General features: G+C 37.4%; 18 protein-coding genes. 7 read left to right on the top strand and 11 right to left on the bottom strand.

Annotated elements, in window-relative coordinates:
* Positions 1-49: 49 nt before the first annotated feature.
* The 4 genes from rpsB to AP75_RS00675 form a co-directional block, all read right to left on the bottom strand.
* A complete protein-coding gene (rpsB, locus tag AP75_RS00690) occupies positions 50-817 on the bottom strand; it encodes a 30S ribosomal protein S2 (RefSeq protein ID WP_031501465.1) in 768 nt (255 codons plus the stop codon).
* A gap of 200 nt (positions 818-1,017) precedes the next feature.
* The gene (rpsI, locus tag AP75_RS00685) at positions 1,018-1,404 is read right to left on the bottom strand and encodes a 30S ribosomal protein S9 (protein ID WP_031501464.1); all 387 of its coding nucleotides are present in this window, start codon (positions 1,402-1,404) and stop codon (positions 1,018-1,020) included.
* Between the two features lie 5 nt (positions 1,405-1,409).
* A complete protein-coding gene (rplM, locus tag AP75_RS00680) occupies positions 1,410-1,865 on the bottom strand; it encodes a 50S ribosomal protein L13 (protein ID WP_031501463.1) in 456 nt (151 codons plus the stop codon).
* A 172-nt stretch (positions 1,866-2,037) separates the two neighbouring features.
* A complete protein-coding gene (locus AP75_RS00675; protein ID WP_088263385.1) occupies positions 2,038-2,370 on the bottom strand; it encodes a hypothetical protein in 333 nt (110 codons plus the stop codon).
* A 79-nt stretch (positions 2,371-2,449) separates the two neighbouring features.
* Between AP75_RS00675 and AP75_RS00670 the strand changes: the two genes are divergently transcribed.
* From AP75_RS00670 to AP75_RS00650, 5 genes are all read left to right on the top strand, one after another.
* Positions 2,450-2,827, top strand: a complete 378-nt coding sequence (locus AP75_RS00670) for a hypothetical protein (protein WP_242589736.1) — start codon at positions 2,450-2,452, stop codon at positions 2,825-2,827.
* Between the two features lie 9 nt (positions 2,828-2,836).
* Entirely contained in the window at positions 2,837-3,385 is a 549-nt protein-coding gene (locus AP75_RS00665) for a hypothetical protein (protein ID WP_031501461.1), read from the top strand.
* Between the two features lie 108 nt (positions 3,386-3,493).
* Positions 3,494-6,856: a methylmalonyl-CoA mutase family protein gene (locus AP75_RS00660; RefSeq protein WP_088263383.1), complete on the top strand. Its 3,363-nt coding sequence runs from the start codon at positions 3,494-3,496 to the stop codon at positions 6,854-6,856.
* Positions 6,857-6,940: 84 nt separating this feature from the next.
* Positions 6,941-7,531 (top strand): transposase, encoded by a 591-nt coding sequence (locus tag AP75_RS00655; RefSeq protein WP_031502369.1) that lies wholly within the window; start codon positions 6,941-6,943, stop codon positions 7,529-7,531.
* Between the two features lie 109 nt (positions 7,532-7,640).
* Positions 7,641-8,768, top strand: coding sequence for a serine hydrolase domain-containing protein (locus AP75_RS00650; protein WP_034766831.1), 1,128 nt, complete (start codon positions 7,641-7,643; stop codon positions 8,766-8,768).
* 49 nt (positions 8,769-8,817) lie between these two features.
* Here AP75_RS00650 and AP75_RS00645 read toward each other — a convergent pair whose 3' ends face one another.
* Positions 8,818-11,550, bottom strand: coding sequence for a M16 family metallopeptidase (locus tag AP75_RS00645; RefSeq protein ID WP_088263382.1), 2,733 nt, complete (start codon positions 11,548-11,550; stop codon positions 8,818-8,820).
* 174 nt (positions 11,551-11,724) lie between these two features.
* Here AP75_RS00645 and ruvC point away from each other — a divergent pair, with 174 nt between their 5' ends.
* Together ruvC and AP75_RS00635 are read left to right on the top strand one after the other, a co-directional pair.
* Entirely contained in the window at positions 11,725-12,279 is a 555-nt protein-coding gene (ruvC, locus tag AP75_RS00640; protein ID WP_031501978.1) for a crossover junction endodeoxyribonuclease RuvC, read from the top strand.
* Positions 12,280-12,465: 186 nt separating this feature from the next.
* A complete protein-coding gene (locus AP75_RS00635; protein ID WP_031501980.1) occupies positions 12,466-13,560 on the top strand; it encodes a DUF4407 domain-containing protein in 1,095 nt (364 codons plus the stop codon).
* On the opposite strand, the gene AP75_RS00630 is transcribed toward AP75_RS00635, so the two are convergent.
* From AP75_RS00630 to AP75_RS00605, 6 genes are all read right to left on the bottom strand, one after another.
* Complete coding sequence (locus AP75_RS00630; protein WP_031501982.1) at positions 13,557-13,994, bottom strand: DUF6759 domain-containing protein; 438 nt, start codon at positions 13,992-13,994, stop codon at positions 13,557-13,559. The two genes, AP75_RS00635 and AP75_RS00630, sit on opposite strands and share 4 nt — an antisense overlap.
* Positions 13,995-14,095: 101 nt before the next feature.
* Positions 14,096-15,556, bottom strand: coding sequence for an IMP dehydrogenase (guaB, locus tag AP75_RS00625; protein ID WP_088263381.1), 1,461 nt, complete (start codon positions 15,554-15,556; stop codon positions 14,096-14,098).
* Positions 15,557-15,690: 134 nt separating this feature from the next.
* On the bottom strand, positions 15,691-16,212 hold the full coding sequence (locus AP75_RS00620) for a DUF4252 domain-containing protein (RefSeq protein ID WP_031501986.1): 522 nt from the start codon (positions 16,210-16,212) through the stop codon (positions 15,691-15,693).
* 11 nt (positions 16,213-16,223) lie between these two features.
* A complete protein-coding gene (locus tag AP75_RS14190) occupies positions 16,224-17,489 on the bottom strand; it encodes a DUF4252 domain-containing protein (protein ID WP_158212057.1) in 1,266 nt (421 codons plus the stop codon).
* Positions 17,490-17,503: 14 nt separating this feature from the next.
* Positions 17,504-18,166: a hypothetical protein gene (locus tag AP75_RS00610; protein WP_088263380.1), complete on the bottom strand. Its 663-nt coding sequence runs from the start codon at positions 18,164-18,166 to the stop codon at positions 17,504-17,506.
* Positions 18,141-18,650: an RNA polymerase sigma factor gene (locus AP75_RS00605; protein ID WP_031501731.1), complete on the bottom strand. Its 510-nt coding sequence runs from the start codon at positions 18,648-18,650 to the stop codon at positions 18,141-18,143. The genes AP75_RS00610 and AP75_RS00605 overlap by 26 nt, the downstream gene beginning before the upstream one ends.
* Positions 18,651-18,695: the final 45 nt, after the last annotated feature.

The following is an 18,695-nucleotide window of genomic DNA, read 5'->3' as shown; positions in this document are numbered from 1 at the left end:
AAAAAGCTCAGAAATTAATCTGAGCTTTTCTTGTATTGAAGATAAAATCTTATTCTGCAGCAGTGTCGAAATCTGCATCAGCATCAGCAGATACTTTTTCTCCTTCTTCTTTAGATTTTTCTTTATCAGCTTTTCTTTGAGACAATCCGTCTTTGATAGATGATGAAACTACGCTCAAGATCATATCGATAGATTTAGAAGCATCATCGTTTCCTGGGATTACAAAATCTACTTTTCTTGGATCTGAGTTCGTATCTACGATAGCGAATACAGGGATACCCAATTTTTTAGCTTCAGTAACCGCGATGTGTTCTTTCATAATATCAACTACAAAAAGAGCTGATGGAAGACGAACCATGTCAGAAATAGAACCTAAGTTTTTCTCAAGCTTAGCTCTTTGACGATCTACCTGAAGTCTTTCTTTTTTAGATAAAGTTTCGAAAGTTCCATCTTTCTTCATTTTATCGATATGGTTCATTTTCTTAACGGCCTTACGGATGGTAACAAAATTTGTTAGCATTCCACCAGGCCATCTTTCAGTGATATAAGGCATATTAAGGTCAGCCGCATATTTTGCAACTACTTCTTTCGCTTGTTTCTTTGTAGCCACGAAAAGAACTTTTTTGCCAGCAGAAGTAATTTTTTCCAAAGCGCTACAAGCTTCGTCTAATTTTACAACTGTTTTATGTAAGTCTATAATGTGAATACCGTTTTTCTCCATAAAAATGTATGGAGCCATATTTGGATTCCACTTTCTGGTCATGTGACCGAAGTGAACACCTGCCTCTAAAAGGTCTTTAACATTTGCTTTTGCCATGTCGCTTTTTTATTTTTAGTTTACGTTCCGCATTTGTGCAATCAACAATTTCTTTAGATGGGAGAAATGTTTGGGTGCTAAACTAACGGGGCATTTTGTTAGGCTTTAGGCTTTAGGCTATAAGTGCTAAGCTTTCAAGCGGTTTAATAATTTGTAGGAATTGAAGCTTAATGCATAAAGCATATTGCTTACAGCAATTCTTAACGTTTTGAGAATTGGAATTTCTTTCTTGCTTTTTTCTGACCTGGTTTCTTTCTTTCAACCATTCTTGCATCTCTTGTAAGCAAGCCGTGAGGTTTCAGCAATAATCTGAACTCTTCGTTGATTTCGCATAATGCTCTAGAAACTCCTAGTCTGATCGCTTCTGCCTGACCTGTAATTCCACCTCCGAAAATATTCACTGTTACGTCATACTGACCTACAGTTTCTGTCAACAAAAATGGTTGGTTCACTTTGTATACCAAAACATCGGTTCCGAAATATTCTTTAGAATCCTTTTTGTTGATGGTAATTACACCAGAACCTGGTCTTACATAAACTCTTGCTACAGAAGTTTTTCTTCTTCCGATTTTATGAACTATTGACATATTAATTATTTGAATTCGTTAATATTAATAACTTTTGGCTGTTGAGCTTCGTGTTTGTGTTCTGTACCTTCATATAAATAAAGGTTAGTAAACAATTGAGATCCCAATTTGTTTTTTGGAAGCATTCCTTTTACAGATTTTTCCAATACTTTTAAAGAATCTTTTTTCTGAAGTTCAAGAGCAGTCATCGACTTTTGACCACCTGGATATCCAGTATGCCAAATGTAAGTCTTGTCAGCCCACTTGTTCCCGGAAAGGGTTACTTTCCCAGCATTCAAAACGATTACGTTATCTCCACAATCTGCGTGAGGCGTAAAATTCGTTTTGTGCTTTCCTCTCAAAATCTTTGCAACCTTAGAAGCTAGTCTTCCTAATGGCTGTCCTTCAGCGTCTACCACAACCCATTCTTTATTAGCGGTAGCTTTGTTAGCTGAAACGGTTTTGTAACTTAATGTATTCACACTTTTTCGTTTAACGATTAAACATAATTTTCCCTAAATAGGGTGTGCAAAGGTAAAGATTTTTTTTGAAACAGAAAATATTTTAGAAAATATTATCCTAAGGTTTTGAAAATGATGGGTTTATTGATGCTTTTATTCTCTTTAATGAGCCTAAATTTTATTGAATTCTCTATTATCTTCTTAAAGATTTCGAACTTTTAAAACTCGCAAAGACATAATATGCCACAAAAACCATCGAGAATTTAATCACTGAAGGCACTGCTTTTTCTATATCAAATAGTAAAAATCCCAAAATAATTAAAACTCCCATCCCCAGAAATGAAATCCCCAGCTTCTGCGCCAAAGTGAATTTTTCATCATCAAGGAAATAAGCCATTCCCCAAGCCGCACCAAATGCAATTGCATAATATAAATCCAACGCCCAACCTTGGCTTCCCAACAAAAAATAATTCAAAAGAAAACTGATCACGATTCCGGCGAAAAAATAAATAATGACGCGTTGCATATTAATAAAGTTTCCGCAAAAATAAAGATTTAATAAACAAATTGGTATTTTTTTTATATTTGAGAAAAATATAACAGTCGTGAAAATTAGACCAACATTGACAATTTTGAGTATTTTGTCTCTTATTTCTTGCCAACGAATTATTGATAATCTTAGGGAAGAAGATGCTAATGAAAATTACGTATCTCCTTTTAAGGGCGTTTATAAAGGAAATTATTCCGGCGACGAAGTAGGTTCTTTAACCATTGAAGTAGCCCAAAACGGTTATATTTCGGTTACGAAAGTTTCGCAATTCAGTACCGAAAACTCTTTTGTTTCAGGAATGGTGCGGGATGATGGCGCGCTGCAATCCGTTACTTTACAATCGGGTTTTACCTTGCGGGGAAACTTAAAAACAAAATCCGGCACCTGGAAAATGGGTGATTGGGTCGGAAACTGGTCGGTTACAAAACAATAACAATATTATATGACAAAGTTTTTATCGTTGGCGGTGCTTTCATTAGGAGCAATCGCGTTTGGACAAAAAAATGCAAGTGTAGAAAAATCGGTAACAGGAATCCAGATCGGTCTTTTCGGTGCAGAACTTTATAATGAAGCAAAACTTTCTGATGAATTTTCGCTTAGAAGTCAGTTGGCTTTATATCCATCTATTTGGGGCGGAGATTTGTATAGTAAAACGGGTTTCGCACTAGCGCCAGCAATTTCTATTGCACCAAAATATTACTACAATCTCCAAAAAAGGAGTGAGGCAGGAAAAAATACATCAAACAACTCCGGAAATTATATTTCAGCTGTTGTTGAATATGTTCCAAATTGGTTCGTAATTTCAAATGTTTCGGGGATTGAAGTTAACGAAATGATTTCTTTAGTTCCAACTTGGGGCTTGCGAAGAAATTTTGCTGAACATTTCAACTACGAGTTTAAAGCGGGTGTAGGAATTGGTAAAATTTTGCAAAAAGGATATGATGCCCAAGTTGTGCCCCAATTAAGTTTTAAAATTGGTTACGATTTTTAACATCAAATTTTGATATTTAATACTTAAAACCCTTTCAATCAACAGAAAGGGTTTTCTTTTTTAAAATTACAAAAAATCCTATATTTGGAATCTTACGAACATTCAATTATGGAAATTCAAAAATATTCTCCAAAAAACAAAATCCGTATCGTTACCGCCGCTGCATTATTCGATGGCCACGATGCTGCGATCAATATCATGCGTCGCGTAATCCAAGGAACCGGCGTAGAAGTTATTCATCTCGGCCATGACAAATCCGCTGAAGAAGTAGTAAACTGTGCGGTTCAGGAAGACGCCAATGCAATTGCCTTAACCTCCTATCAAGGTGGTCACAACGAGTATTTCAAATACATTTATGATTTATTAAAAGAGAAAAACGCTTCTCACATCAAGATTTTTGGTGGTGGAGGCGGCGTTATTTTGCCTGAAGAAATCAAAGATTTGATGGATTATGGCGTGACAAGAATTTATTCTCCTGATGATGGCCGCGAACTCGGTTTGCAGGGAATGATTGACGATTTGGTACAGAAATCCGATTTTCCAACAGGAGAAAAAATTACCGTTCAAGATTTAGATAAAATTAAATTTGAAGATTCAAAATCAATTGCTGAAGTGATTTCTGCTGTTGAAAACTTTTCCGAAACTAAACCTGATTTGGTTAAGGAAATAGAGCAAAGATCAAAAGATTCACACATTCCAATTATCGGAATAACCGGAACCGGTGGCGCAGGAAAATCCTCCTTAACCGACGAATTAGTAAGAAGATTTTTACGCTCCAATCCGGAGAAAAAAATTGCCATCATCTCCATCGATCCTTCCAAAAAGAAAACAGGGGGTGCACTTTTGGGCGACAGAATCCGCATGAATTCAATTAATGATCCGCGAGTTTATATGCGTTCTATGGCAACTCGGGAGAACAACGTTTCCGTGTCGCCGCACATTCATTCCGCATTAAATATTCTAAAAATAGCAAAACCTGATGTCATCGTTCTCGAAACATCCGGAATCGGACAATCTGGTTCAGAAATTACCGATATCGCGGATGTTTCCATGTATGTGATGACGCCGGAATATGGTGCGTCAACCCAATTGGAAAAAATCGACATGCTTGATTATGCAGATTTGGTTGCGTTAAATAAATCCGACAAACGAGGTGCTTTGGATGCACTGCAAGCGGTAAAAAAACAGTTTCAGAGAAATCATCTGCTGTTCGAGCAGCCTTTGGAAGAAATGCCGGTTTACTCGACGAAAGCAAGCCAGTTCAACGATTGGGGAACGACTGAACTTTATAATGAATTAATTAAAAAACTAAATGAAAAGTTCGACGGATTAAATCTGAGCGGATATATTGAGCAGAATGTTTCAGAAGAAACCACCATTATTCCTCCGAAAAGAGTTCGCTATCTTTCCGAAATCGTTGAAAACAACCGTGCTTACGACAAAGATGTGGTTGATCAGGCATTGATCGCAAGAAAACTTTACCAACTTCAAGGCGCCAAAAATATCCTCGAAGACGATGTAAATTCCCAGGAAATCCTCGAAAAAAGATATCAGAAAATCAAAAAAGATCTTAGCCAGGAAAATATTTATTTCTTGAACGGTTGGCACGATTTCAAACTGAAGCACGAAGCTGATGAATATATTTATCTCGTTCGGGGTAAAGAAATTAAAGTTCAGACCAAATCTGAAACGCTTTCTCATCTTAAAATTCCGAAAATTGCTTTGCCGAAATTTCAGGATTGGGGCGATTTAATTCGTTGGAAAGGCCAGGAAAATGTTCCCGGAGCATTTCCATTCACTGCCGGAATTTATCCTTTCAAAAGAACTGGAGAAGATCCAACAAGGATGTTTGCCGGAGAAGGAGGACCCGAAAGAACCAACCGAAGATTTCATTACGTTTCCGCAGAAATGGATGCCAAAAGACTTTCTACAGCGTTCGATTCGGTGACGCTTTACGGTCAGGATCCTGCTTTTCCGCCGGATATTTATGGGAAAATCGGGAATGCAGGAGTTTCGATTGCGACTTTGGATGATGCGAAAAAACTCTATTCAGGGTTCGATTTGGTGAATGCAATGACGTCGGTTTCGATGACGATTAATGGTCCGGCGCCAATGTTGCTCGCGTTTTTCATGAATGCAGCCATTGATCAGAACTGTGAAAAATACATTGAGGAAAATAATCTTTGGGATAAGGTTGAAGCAAGACTCAAAGAGAAATTCGACGATAAAGGACTGAGCCGCCCAACTTATAGCGGCGATCTTCCTCCTTCGAATAACGGATTGGGTTTGAAATTATTGGGACTTACCGGCGACGAGATTTTAGATGAGGAAACGTATGCGAAAATTAAAGCCGAAACCATCGCAACAGTTCGTGGAACGGTTCAGGCAGATATTTTGAAGGAAGATCAGGCGCAAAATACTTGTATTTTCTCTACCGAATTTGCCTTGAGATTGATGGGCGACGTTCAGGAATATTTCATTAAAGAAAAAGTGAGAAACTTCTATTCCGTGTCGATTTCCGGTTACCATATCGCTGAAGCTGGAGCGAATCCGATTTCTCAATTGGCATTTACGCTTGCAAACGGTTTCACGTATGTGGAATATTATTTGAGCCGCGGAATGGATATCAACGATTTTGCTCCGAATTTATCCTTCTTTTTCTCGAACGGTATCGATCCGGAATATGCGGTGATTGGCCGTGTCGCAAGAAGAATTTGGGCTAAAGCAATGCGCGAAAAATACAACGCCAACGAAAGAAGCCAGATGTTGAAATACCATATCCAAACTTCCGGGCGTTCGCTTCACGCGCAGGAAATCGATTTTAATGATATTAGAACTACGTTGCAGGCGCTATATGCGATCTACGATAACTGCAACTCGCTGCACACCAATGCTTACGACGAGGCGATCACCACGCCAACCGAAGAGTCCGTGCGTAGAGCAATGGCTATTCAGCTGATTATTAATAAAGAATTAGGTTTAGCGAAAAACGAGAATCCTTTACAAGGTTCTTTCATTATTGAAGAACTGACGGATCTAGTTGAAGAGGCTGTTTATGCTGAATTCGACCGAATCACCGAACGTGGCGGCGTTTTGGGCGCTATGGAAACCATGTACCAGCGATCCAAAATTCAGGAAGAATCGATGCATTACGAATGGCTGAAACATACCGGCGAATATCCAATTGTCGGCGTGAATACTTTCCTTGGCAAAGACGGTTCACCAACGGTTTTACCTGGCGAAGTAATCCGTTCTACTGAAGAGGAAAAGCAACAGCAGATTAAAAATTTGGAAACTTACCAAATTGCCAACAAAGCCCATACACAGAAGATTTTGGAAGAATTACAACACGCAGCCATCAATCAAAAAAACCTTTTCGAAGTGATGATGGAAGCGGTGAAATTCTGTTCTCTTGGACAGATTACTAATGCTTTGTTTGAAGTGGGCGGAAAATACAGGCGGAATATGTAGTTTTTATCAACTAAAAAAACCGTCAAGGTTTTTAAAACCTTGACGGTTTGTGTAGATGGCTATCAACAAGAAAATCCAATTATAATGGCAGATAAACTCCTTCTCGAGCCAGGAAATTATTACCACATTTACAATCGTGGAAATAATGGACAGAATATTTTCTTTGAAAAAAGAAATTACGAGTTTTTCCTGCACAGAATGGATCAATATCTTTCCCCGTTTTGTGAAATTTTGGCGTGGGTTCTTCTCAAAAATCACTTTCATCTTTTAGTTTTTATAAAGGGTGATATCGATACCGAAAAATTAATTTATACTGCCACGCAGGTTCCAAAAAAGGTAGATGTTCATTTGCAGTTTGGACATTTTTTCAACTCTTATGCAAAAGCCATTAACAAGCGATATGAAAGAACAGGATCATTATTTGAGAAGAATTTTGAAAGAAAATTAATCGATTCTGAAGAACATCTTCGAAAAGCAATTCATTATATCCACCATACTCCCAAAAAATATGGCTTTACAGAAAATGTTTTCGATTATCCGTGGAGTTCTTATGGAAGCATAATTTCCGATAAACCGACAAAATTAAAGCGAGACCTAGTATTATCTTTATTTGAAGATGTTGAAACTTTCAAAGCGATTCATGATGGAGAAATGGATTACGGAGAATTATTTTAATAACTACTACAAATACAAACCGTCAAGGTTTTTAAAACCTTGACGGTTTCCTTTAAATCCTTGTTTTTTTATTAGAATTAAATTTAATATTTTTATAAAAATTACAAATGTGAATCCTTTAAAAATATTAATTTATTCAACTTTTTTTCTAGCTATTTTTTCGGCCTGCAAATCCGAATCCGAGAAATTGGTCGATGAAAGTGTAAAAAGGAATGCCATTATCGATAGTACAATTACGCAGTTTAAGAAAAATTTGTTGGTGCAACAGATGGATTCGGTATTTTCACAATCGAAATTCAACGGAAGTATTTCGGTAATGCAAAATGGCAAAATTCTTTATGAAAAATATAATGGCTTTGAGAATTTTAAAACCAAAACTCCGCTTGATAGCAATTCGGTTTTCGCCATTGGATCGGTGAGTAAACAATTTACTGCGGTGATGATTTTGCTTCTTGAAGAACAAGGAAAATTGAAAGTGGAAGATCAAGTTTCAAAATATTTAAAAGAATTTCAGTCCAAAACTTTTGAAAATATCACCATTGGGCAATTGCTGAATCATACTTCCGGGCTCAGCGATTCGGGAAGTGGTTTGCTTTCAAAATCTGGAACAAAATTCAATTATTCCAATAAGGGTTACCGATATTTGGGTGAATTGATCGAGGAAGCTTCGGGAAAAACATATGGCGAAAATGCGAAAGAACTTTTTGCGAAAGCCGTGATGAAACATTCTTCAACTTCAGATTTATTCGTGAATCATCATTTTTCGAGCGCGTATTTGGGAAATTCTTCTCGATTTCTGGAAGTCGAAAATATGCCCACAAGACTTTCCAATAGTGAGATTTCGGTAGGAGCAGGTGGTGTACTCTCCACAGTTTCGGATTTGCATCAATGGAATTTTGCTTTATATAATGGAAAAATCCTTAAACCGGAATCGCTTAGAAAATTTATGTCCCAATCTACGGAAAATAACCACCCAATTTTGGGGAAAGTGGGTTATGGTTTTGGAATTATGATGAATGAGGGAAAACCAAAATCCTATTTTCATACCGGTTATGTGAAAGGATCGCCATCATTAAATATTTATTATCCCGAAACGAAAACTTCGGTGGTCATTCTCTCGAATATTGCTGATGAAGCGAAAGGGAAAAACGCTGTTTTTAATCCTCACAAAGAAGTAAAAAAAATTATGGAAGTTGTTGAAAATGCAATGATTGAAACGAAAAAAGATCTTCATTAAAATAAAAAATCCGGAACGAAGTCCCGGATTTACTTTTGAAAAAAAATATCTATTTCTTGTTGAAATCTCCTGCGTACACCGAAATAATTTTGTCTAAACTTAAATATTTCTTCAGTGCGGCATTCACTTCTTCCAATTTTAAAGCTTGGATTTTTGTGTTCAATGCGTCGTATTCATCAAGTGAAACTCCGTATTGAAGTTTTTTGTTGACCAAATTGATCAAAGTATTATCCATTCCAAGATTGGTTTGCTGAACGTTTGCGTAGCTTTTTTTATTGTCAGCCAATTCCTGAGCGGTAAAACCGTCTTTCAATGCTTTGGAAACTTCTTCTTTCCAAGCGGCTTCTACAGCATCTCTTTTAGTCGGATTTAAGAATGCATAATAATTCCAGGAAGCCACATCATTGGTCACCGGAACGCTGAGGTAAGAACCCACACCGTAGCTGATTCCTTCTTTTTCGCGCAATCTCATCGGAAGTCTTGCAGAAAGGAAACCTCCACTTCCCAGGATTTCATTGGCCAATACCAAAGCTGCATAATCAGGATGTTTTTGATCCATTCTGAATTTTTCGGTTCCTAGAGCGACCGCGTTTTCCTTATCGGGAGTGATGAAGTTTTTGTCCAATTTTTTAGTTTCAAAATAGGTAGGTTTCACTTCGGAATATTTGATTTTTGCGGTGAATTTTCCGAAGGTTTTTTCTAATGAATTTGCCGTAGTTTTAGCATTGATACTTCCTAAAACAGTTCCGAGTCCATCATTTGCACCCATCAAATTTTGATAGAAAGCGGTGATTTGATCGCGGGTTACTTTTTTGTTATTGTCTATTTCTTCTTGCAAAGTTGGCGTGTAGAAAATGCTTTCTTTCGGATAAGGATTTGCCAGGCGTTGAAGTTCGTTGCTTGCGATGGCTTGCGGATCTTTTTGTTGCGCTTCCAAATACGTGTTGTTTTCAGCAATCATTTTCGTAAGCTCGTTTTGCGGGAAGGTTGCATTAGCTAAAATATCCTGCAAAATATCCATTACTTCGGCGAAATTGTTTTTATAAGTCGATACATTAATCAAGAAATTTTGACCACTGGTTCGGAAATAGATTGAAGAATTGAGTTGATCCAAACGATCCTGGATTTGTTCTTTGGTTTTCGTTTTGGTTCCTGAACTGAGTAAAGCTGCAGTTAAAGCTCCGACGGACGATTTTCCGGCCAATTCTTTTTCATTACCGATAAGTAATTTGAAGTTGGCGATAATTTTTTCACCCTTCAATTCTTTGTTTACCAAACCGTATTTCATACCGTTCGAAAGTACGCCTTCTTTCAAATTGTTTTTTAAGTTGGCTATGCTTGCTTCGAAAGGAGCGGCTTCTTTTTCTAGAGCTTTTCCTTTGTAATCTTTGGTAAGCGCGGCAATTTGTTCATTGCTGAATTCTGCAGGTTTTACACGTTGCTCGTCTTTGGAAGGAATAAACATTCCTACAGTTCTGTTATTGCTTTTAAAATATTTTTGTGCAACTCTGTTGAGGTCTGCAAGACTTAATTTTTCAACATTATCACGATAAAGGAAAGCTAGCTTGTAACCGCCGGTTCCAACAATTTCTGTATAACCAATAGCTTTGTTAATAGTGTTGTTCTTAGTGTTTTCTATTTGTTTTAAAAGTTTTGCTTTCGCTCTTGCTAAATCCTGTTCTGTGTAGGAGATTGTTGCAATTTTATCGAGTTCAGATCTAACCACATTTTTTGTCGCTTCCAAATCTTTATCTTTTGGAACATCAAAATGGAAATAAACCAATCCAGCATCTCTCACAGTTGGCGAATAAGCCCATAAACTCGATACTTTTTGAGTTTCAACCAAGTTTTTATACAAATAACCAGATGGATCCGCAGTTAATACCTCTATTAAAGCATCCAAAGCTGCATAATCCTTGTCCGCATAAGCCGCGGCATGATATGCTGCTGAAACAATTTTGCTGTCTCCGGATCTTCTTACTTCCACGAATTTTTCACCATCTTGTGCGGGTTCTACTGTGTAAGTTCCACCGAGTTCGCGGCTGGGTTTCGGAAGTGGAGCAAAATATTCTGAAACGTATTTCAAAGCATTCGCTTCATCAAACTTCCCGGCAATAACCAAAGTTGCATTATCCGGTTGATAATATTTTTCATAAAATTTTCTAAGCACCGGAGCTTTCACTCTTTCGATATCTTCTTTGCTTCCGATGGTGCTGTTCCCGTAGTTATGCCACAAATACGCAGCAGAAAACACTTTTTCCATAAGAACTCCGGTCGGATTATTTTCACCGATTTCGAATTCATTTCTTACCACCGAAAATTCTTTATCGAGGTCACTTTGCAAAATAGTTGCATTAATCATTCTGTCCGCTTCCATCATCAAAGCCCACTTTAGATTTTCATCATTGGAAGGGAAAATTTCGTAATAATTGGTTCGGTCGTACCAAGTGGTTCCGTTTGCAGCGCCACCTTTATCAGAAAGTTGCTTCTTGATGTCGCCAAGGTTTTTAGTGCTTTTAAAAAGCATGTGTTCCAGTAAGTGAGCCATTCCTTTTTCGCCGTAACCTTCGTCTTTTGAACCTACATTGTAAATAATGTTCACCACCATGTTACTTTGTGAAGGATCGGGTAGAAGCAGGATTTTCATTCCGTTGCTCAAGGAATATTCCTTGGTTCCCTCGATGTTGGTCACAAATTTCGGGGCTTCATGTTTTTGTGCATAGGCTAAATTTCCGGCGGAAAGCGCAGTCATCAGCGTTAAGCTTAATAGAAATTTTTTCATGTTTTTTATTTTGTTTTTTTGTTGCTAATGCTTTTTTTTGGCTTAAAATTTTAAGATTCTTGAAAATAACTCTTATTCAATAAGATAACGTGTCGGTAAACAAATTTAAAATTATTTTTCTGATTTAATGATTATAAAATGAGGCAATTTGTTTGAAACTGCTATTTTTGTGAGGTGCAAACAGAAAAAATTATTTTAGGAATCGATCCGGGAACCACAATTATGGGTTTCGGAATTATCGCTGTGAAAGGAAGTTCCATCGAACTGATTTCCATCCACGAACTTATTTTAAAGAAATATCCTAATCACGAAACGAAACTCAAAATTATTTTTGATAAAACATTAGCATTAATAGATGAATATCACCCTGATGAAGTCGCTTTGGAAGCACCTTTTTTTGGAAAGAACGTGCAAAGTATGTTGAAACTTGGTCGTGCGCAAGGTGTTGCAATGGCGGCATCACTTCATCGGGATATTCCGATTACCGAATATTCTCCGAAAAAAATAAAAATGGCGATCACCGGAAACGGAAATGCGAGCAAAGAACAAGTCGCCGGAATGCTAAAAAACCTTTTGAAATTGAAAGAATTTCCAACAAAATACCTCGATGCTTCCGATGGTTTAGCGGTCGCGGTTTGTCATCATTTCAATTCTGGGAATCTGGTTTCAGATAAAAATTATTCGGGTTGGGATAGTTTTCTGAAACAAAATCCGGATCGAATTAAGTAGGAAATATTTTCTTTTAATTTTCTTAAGTATTTTGTAAATTATTGAATTTTAATGATTTAATTTGTAAAATATATTTACAACAATTCTACAAGCTATCTTCTTTGTTAAACATAATACTATTTGTAACATTTTGGAGTTTTTATGGACAAATTTAATAAGTTTAATGAATTTTAAGTACGGTAAGAAATGAAAAATATCTCTCAAAATATAAAACCTATAAATCATAAAATGAATTGGTTTCAGCAGTTTTTGATTATTTGTTCCGGCGGAAATCTTCATATCCTGAGAAAAACTCCGAGTGAGTGGAATAAATTTGCTGGAATCGGCGGAATTGTTTTATTTACGGCAGTTTTCGCAACTTTATCAGCTGGATATGCGATGTTTACGGTGTTTGATGATCTTTGGGTTTCGGCAGGATTTGGGTTGCTTTGGGGACTGATGATTTTTAATCTTGACCGCTATATCGTTTCTTCCATTAAGAAAACAGGAACTTGGTGGAACCAGATTTTAATGGCAATTCCAAGGTTGATCTTAGCGACATTTTTAGGAATTATTATCTCGAAACCTTTGGAACTTAAAATCTTTGAGAAGGAAGTCAACAAACAGCTGAATACCATTATTCAGCGAAATAAAACCCAACTTCAGGCGGAAATGAATGGTAGAATTTTGCAACAATCGGGACCTTTTGAGACTGAGAAAAAACAAATTTCCAACAAAATAGCGGAGTATCAAAAATCTTATGATTCTGCTGCGGTAGAGCTAGAGAAGGAAATTCTGGGGAAACAGAGTGGTTTGACGAGTGGGAAAGTAGGTTTCGGTTCCAATGCCAAAAGGAAATCTGAATTGAAAGAACAGCGTCGCCAGGATTTGGAAAATTATCAAAAACAAATCGCTCCAAGATTGGAATATTTAGATAAAGAAATCTCTAAAGTCTACACCAATATCGAAACGGAAAGAAATAAAACCGAAACTTTTGAAGACAAATTCAATGGTTTTGCCGCCAGACTTCAGGCCCTTGATGAGTTGGGAAAAAACACCCCGATTATTGGAATTGCGGCTGCTTTTATCATGGGACTTTTTATCTGCCTGGAAATTTCTCCGGTTTTGGTGAAATTAATTTCGTCCGTTGGTCCTTATGATTATCTTTTAGAAAAAACAGAAAACGATTTCCGTTTATATTCCAAGGAAAAAATTGAAAAAGGAAATGCTGGAACCGATTGGCGAATTGAGGATTTTAAAGAAAATTTAGGCATAGATAATCCTGCTGAAAGGCACACTTAATTTCCTGAAAGTTTCAAAATCAAAGGTGCGCTGATTTGTTTTTGTGAGTAATATTTTGCTGCACAAACGTTAGTTTTCATCGTGTAATTTCCTTTATAAATGACAAATTGATTTTTGCTGTGTTTCGGAATTGGTAGATTGTAAATCCTGTTTCCCTGAATTTCCACCAATCTTAGAATGATATCGCAACTGGAATTGTTGTCGATGACAGCGGCGGTTTTCGGATCATTGGAGTCGTCGTCATTCAAAAGATAGGTGAGGACTTCCGCGATTACTTGTTTTTTATTGATTTGATCTTTTTCCATCAACTCTTCGAATTCGTTGCTTTCAGTTTTTAAAACTGTTGTTTTTGACGGATATACAGGATTTGCTGAAGGCATAATATCACATTGAACCACAAAGAAAAGCAGGAGAAAAAGGAAGTAATATTTCATTTTTAAAATGATTAAAAAGTAAAATTAAACAATAATTTTCAACATTACAGCATAAAAAAAAGGGTTGCTCAATTGGCAACCCTTTGGTATTTTAAAATTTTTTATAAAGAATAATTCGGTGCTTCCTGAGTAATAATCACATCATGAGGATGCGATTCTTTCAAACCGCTTCCTGTGATCATCACCATTTTGCCGTCTTTTTGTAGCGTATCGATATTTTTGGTTCCGCAATAACCCATTCCGGCACGGATTCCTCCTGTTAGTTGAAACACCACTTCTTCCAGTTTTCCTTTGTGAGGAACTCGTCCTTCAATTCCTTCTGGAACGAATTTTTTGGCTTCACTTTGGAAATATCTTTCTTTGCCGCCCCGTCTCATGGCGGAAAGTGAGCCCATTCCTTGATATGCTTTGAATTTTCTTCCTTGGAAAATAATTTCCTCACCCGGTGCTTCGTCAGTTCCCGCAAGCAGAGAACCAAGCATTACGGCATTCGCGCCTGAAGCAAGCGCTTTTACAATATCACCGGAAAGTTTAATTCCGCCATCAGCAATTACGGCTACATTTTTGGTTTTTGCGTATTCAAAAACATTATAAATAGCGGAAAGTTGAGGAACACCAACACCGGCAACAACTCTCGTGGTACAGATAGAACCAGGACCAACACCTACTTTCAGCACGTTTGCTCCAGCTTCGATGAGGTCTTTTGCAGCGTCTGCAGTTACGATATTTCCACCTACAATATCCAGATCTGGGAAACCAGTGCGGATTTCTTTAATTTTATCTAAAACTCCTTTCGAATGGCCATGAGCAGAATCAACTGCAATAATGTCGACACCGGCTTTTACCAATGCCGCAACGCGATCCATCGTATCTTCGCCAACACCAACGCCTGCTCCAACGATGAGGCGACCGTTTTGGTCTTTATTGGCATTGGGATATTCCAATTGATTGTCGATATCTTTAATGGTAATTAAACCCACCAATTTGAATTCTTTGTCCACGATTGGAAGTTTTTCCACTCGGTTTTGAAGAAGGATCGCTTTAGCTTGTTCGAGATTGGTTTCTTTATCGGAAGTGATGAGGTGGTCTTTGGTCATCAGCTCTTCCACTTTTGCATCGAGGTTTTCCTGGTATTTCACATCTCGATTGGTAATGATTCCGATAAGTTTATTATCATTATCAACCACGGGCAGTCCGGAAATTTTGAAATTAGCCATCATTTCTTTTGCCTGAGCTAAAGTATGGTCTTTGGATAAGGTCACCGGATCGGAAATCATTCCGTTTTCCGAACGTTTTACGCGGTAAACTTGCGCGGCTTGTTCGGCGATTGGCATGTTTTTGTGAATGAAGCCAATTCCTCCAACTCTCGCCATTGCAATGGCCATTTCGGCTTCGGTAACCGTATCCATCGCAGCGGAAACAATCGGCGCATTGAGCGTAATTTTATCGGAAAGTCTTGATTTAAGGGAAACCTGATTAGGCAGAACTTCTGAGTAAGAAGGGATAAGTAGAACGTCATCGAAAGTGATGGCCGTTTCTACGATTTTGTTGTGAATAGACATCTTTACTTTCTTGCAAAATTATGTTTTTTTTTTGGAAAATCGAAATTGAGTATTTTTTATTATAAAAAAAGTGATCAAGCAATGTTATCTTTAAAAAAAAATAACAGCAAAAGCGCTACTGTTATTTCTATTTTTTATTTCAAAGTCAATTTTTTCACATCATTTTTCTCAGAATAATTGATGATTCGTGAGATATCGTCGGGGGTGAATTTTCCTGTGACATCTACAAAAACCAATTCCTTTCCGGAATGCATAGTGATCATCAATTTTTTAATTACATCACCGCTTTGTTTCGCTTGGAAATTGATGGTTTCATCGGCTTTTTTTACGGTCATCCATTCCTCAAAATTATTGGATGTAAGATATTTTGTGAAATCGCCCAACATTTCCTTGTTACCATTTTCTACCGTCATCACCTCCACATCCGAAACTTTTTTGATGAGGTTAATGAGTTCTTCGCTTTCGCCATCTTCTTTCAAAGCTTTTTTCACGAGGGGTTTCGCGAGAAACATGGGCACATTTATACTGGTAAATTTTGCGCCACCGTAGTCGTAATAAGGATTATCGAAAAAGCCCATTTTTGGTGAACTCGATACGATGCAGGATTGCAGACTCAGCAGTAATAAAGCTACCGGAATAAGGATCAAATTTTTCATGGTGAAAGTTTTTACAAAGGTTTCATTGATGCTCCGCCAGAAAGTTCTGCATTACGCTTTACATTATTGTTGCTGCGGTATCTTACACTCGCACCCGAGGTTCCGGTAACGTTAATGTTTTCAGTTGCGTTCACTTTTATATTTGCTGCTGAAGAAGCGTTGATTTGTGATTTCTGTGTTTCCAGATCCTGTGCGTTCACTGTTGCCGCGCTGGAAACATCGAAAGTTGTTTCTTTTATTTTTCCGTATAATGTTGCTGAAGAACCGCTGGTCGCACTCATTTCCAGCTCGTCGGCATTCACATTCAGCCTTACGTTTGAACCTGAAGTTGTGGAGAGTTCTACTTTTCCCTTCGTGTCTAGGTCGGCTTTCAGATTTGCTCCCGTAGTTGCGGCAATCTGAAAATAATTGCTTTTTATGGTATTCAGGGTATTAAAATTTGCGCCTGAATTTACCGCGATTTTGCTCAGCTCCGGAGCAGAGACAGTCACACTCAGTTTTTTGAATTTCAGATTTCGGTTATTGTTGTTATCGACATAAATTTTCAAAATATCGCCTACTACTTCGGTTTTTACAAATTCCGGTCTGTCGGAATCTACCACTACTTTTTGTTTAGCATCCTGAGTGAAGGAAACATTGATGCCCGATGAAACCTGAATGCCACTGAAACTGGCAACTTTACGTACTTCTTCTCTTGCCGAGCCGGATGAAGTTGAAGAGTTATTGCCATCCGATCCACCCGTTGCATATAATTGCGTCTCGTTGATAAGCTTGTTCACATCATCCATAGAAATTTTTCCATCAAGCATCATTAAAACGGTGTTCCCTTCAGAGCTGATATTTAAAAGCAAATTGTCCAAAATTCCGTTGGTTGCATCAGAAGAAAGGAATTTAATTTTATTGTCTTTGCTGTTCACGGTCATCAATTCCTCATATTTCATGTTTTTGATGGAATTGTTAATGTCGGATTGCAAACTTTGAAAATTGCCTAAATTTATTTTGTTTTGGCTTCCCGTATTGTTTGCTGCGGTCGGTTTTTCTACGATAAGGATTCGTAAACCATTAATTTTGCTGAGCAAAGGTTTTATTTGTTCGAGTTCGGAATCGTTAATATTCAGCTTGTTGAGCATGTTGAACATCGGTTTTGCAATTTTGATGGAGGTAACCCCTTCGGATTCCTGGTATTTATCAAAAAGCTGATCTAATTTGTCTTTCTGGGCATTTATTTGGATAAAATAAGAGAAAGTAAGGGCGAATATTAAGAGTAATTTTTTCATGATTTTAAATTTTATTAATCATTAATAAAGCTGTTCACTGCTTCAGTTGAAGCTACTGTTTTAGAAACGTTTTCAGAAAGAATTCTGAACGAATATTTCGTTAAATCGATGGCTTCCTGTTCGTTTTCTATTTTTTGTCCGTTGATAATCACGTAGTTGGATTCGTATTCGGGATTTTGGGCAGTTGTACCCGTTGCAGATTTTTCTGGTGTGGAATTATCGACAAACTGCGGCCGCGCCTGTCTTTTTATTCTACCTCTTTTCGGAAGAATTTTTTCTATTACATCTTCACCATTGCTGATGGATACTGAGTCGGTAACTAAACTATCCGAAGCTGTTTTCAGGGAATCATTGCTGTGCACGGCTACAATTTCATTGTTGTTCCCGAAATCATCTTTTTGTTTTAAGATTTCATTTTTCACCAATTGATCTTGTTCATCCATCTTATTTTGGTTGGAAACATTATAGAAAACTCCCATGGAAACAAGCAGTACTACACTTGCCACCATCCAATAAAACTTCGGGAAAGACGCGCTTTTCTTTTCTGAAACTTCAATGGTGGGATTTTTTTCTTTTTCAGCTTCCGCCAAGAAATCTTTGAAATCCCAGTTCATCTTTTCTTCCCTGAGCTCTTGGAAGATTTCGTTGTATTTATCCTGTGATTTGTCGGTTTTCATAATTCATCAGTTTGGTGATTTGTTCTTTAATTTTTTGTCGAGCCCGCATTAAATTTACTCTTACTGCGTTTTCTTCTATTTCTAGCATTTTTGCGATTTCCGAGATTTCATATTCTTCAACATCTTTCAGGTGAATCACGGCTTTTTGTTTCTCCGGAAGTTGCCTGATGAACCCTAGAATCTGATCTTTCAAATTATTGGTTTCGATTTGGTAAAGCTCGCTCCGGTGAAATTGAAAATCTGCAAAACCCATTTTCACGTCGTGATGCTTTAGCCGGTTCAGACATTCGTTTTTTACCGATTTCATCGCGTATGATTTCAGGTTTCCGAATGTGGCCAATTCTTCTTTTTTTTGCCAGAATTTTATCATTAAATCCTGTACAATATCTTCGGCTTCGTCACTGCTCATCACAAATCTTTTTGCAAAACGATACATCTCATCCTTGAGACAGAATACCGTTTCTTTAAAGATTGCGTGAGTCATAGTTTAGTTTATAGGTAAGACAACGAAGTTCGGAATTTTGTTACA

It is taken from the genome of Kaistella haifensis DSM 19056 (genome assembly GCF_000735695.2).
Classification (GTDB): Bacteria; Bacteroidota; Bacteroidia; order Flavobacteriales; family Weeksellaceae; genus Kaistella; species Kaistella haifensis.
The sequence above is the reverse complement of the archived record's forward strand: the minus strand, read 5'-3'. Positions and strand labels throughout refer to the sequence as shown.

Excerpts from the sequence above, each read along its gene's own strand:
- AP75_RS00655 (WP_031502369.1), top strand. The coding sequence starts at position 6,941 with ATGGCAGATAAACTCCTTCTCGAGCCAGGAAATTATTACCACATTTAC.
- AP75_RS00645 (WP_088263382.1), bottom strand. The coding sequence starts at position 11,550 with ATGAAAAAATTTCTATTAAGCTTAACGCTGATGACTGCGCTTTCCGCC.
- AP75_RS00630 (WP_031501982.1), bottom strand. The coding sequence starts at position 13,994 with ATGAAATATTACTTCCTTTTTCTCCTGCTTTTCTTTGTGGTTCAATGT.
- AP75_RS00665 (WP_031501461.1), top strand. The coding sequence starts at position 2,837 with ATGACAAAGTTTTTATCGTTGGCGGTGCTTTCATTAGGAGCAATCGCG.
- AP75_RS00675 (WP_088263385.1), bottom strand. The coding sequence starts at position 2,370 with ATGCAACGCGTCATTATTTATTTTTTCGCCGGAATCGTGATCAGTTTT.
- guaB (WP_088263381.1), bottom strand. The coding sequence starts at position 15,556 with ATGTCTATTCACAACAAAATCGTAGAAACGGCCATCACTTTCGATGAC.
- AP75_RS00660 (WP_088263383.1), top strand. The coding sequence starts at position 3,494 with ATGGAAATTCAAAAATATTCTCCAAAAAACAAAATCCGTATCGTTACC.
- AP75_RS00620 (WP_031501986.1), bottom strand. The coding sequence starts at position 16,212 with ATGAAAAATTTGATCCTTATTCCGGTAGCTTTATTACTGCTGAGTCTG.
- AP75_RS00605 (WP_031501731.1), bottom strand. The coding sequence starts at position 18,650 with ATGACTCACGCAATCTTTAAAGAAACGGTATTCTGTCTCAAGGATGAG.
- AP75_RS00610 (WP_088263380.1), bottom strand. The coding sequence starts at position 18,166 with ATGAAAACCGACAAATCACAGGATAAATACAACGAAATCTTCCAAGAG.
- rpsB (WP_031501465.1), bottom strand. The coding sequence starts at position 817 with ATGGCAAAAGCAAATGTTAAAGACCTTTTAGAGGCAGGTGTTCACTTC.
- AP75_RS14190 (WP_158212057.1), bottom strand. The coding sequence starts at position 17,489 with ATGAAAAAATTACTCTTAATATTCGCCCTTACTTTCTCTTATTTTATC.
- rpsI (WP_031501464.1), bottom strand. The coding sequence starts at position 1,404 with ATGTCAATAGTTCATAAAATCGGAAGAAGAAAAACTTCTGTAGCAAGA.
- AP75_RS00635 (WP_031501980.1), top strand. The coding sequence starts at position 12,466 with ATGAAAAATATCTCTCAAAATATAAAACCTATAAATCATAAAATGAAT.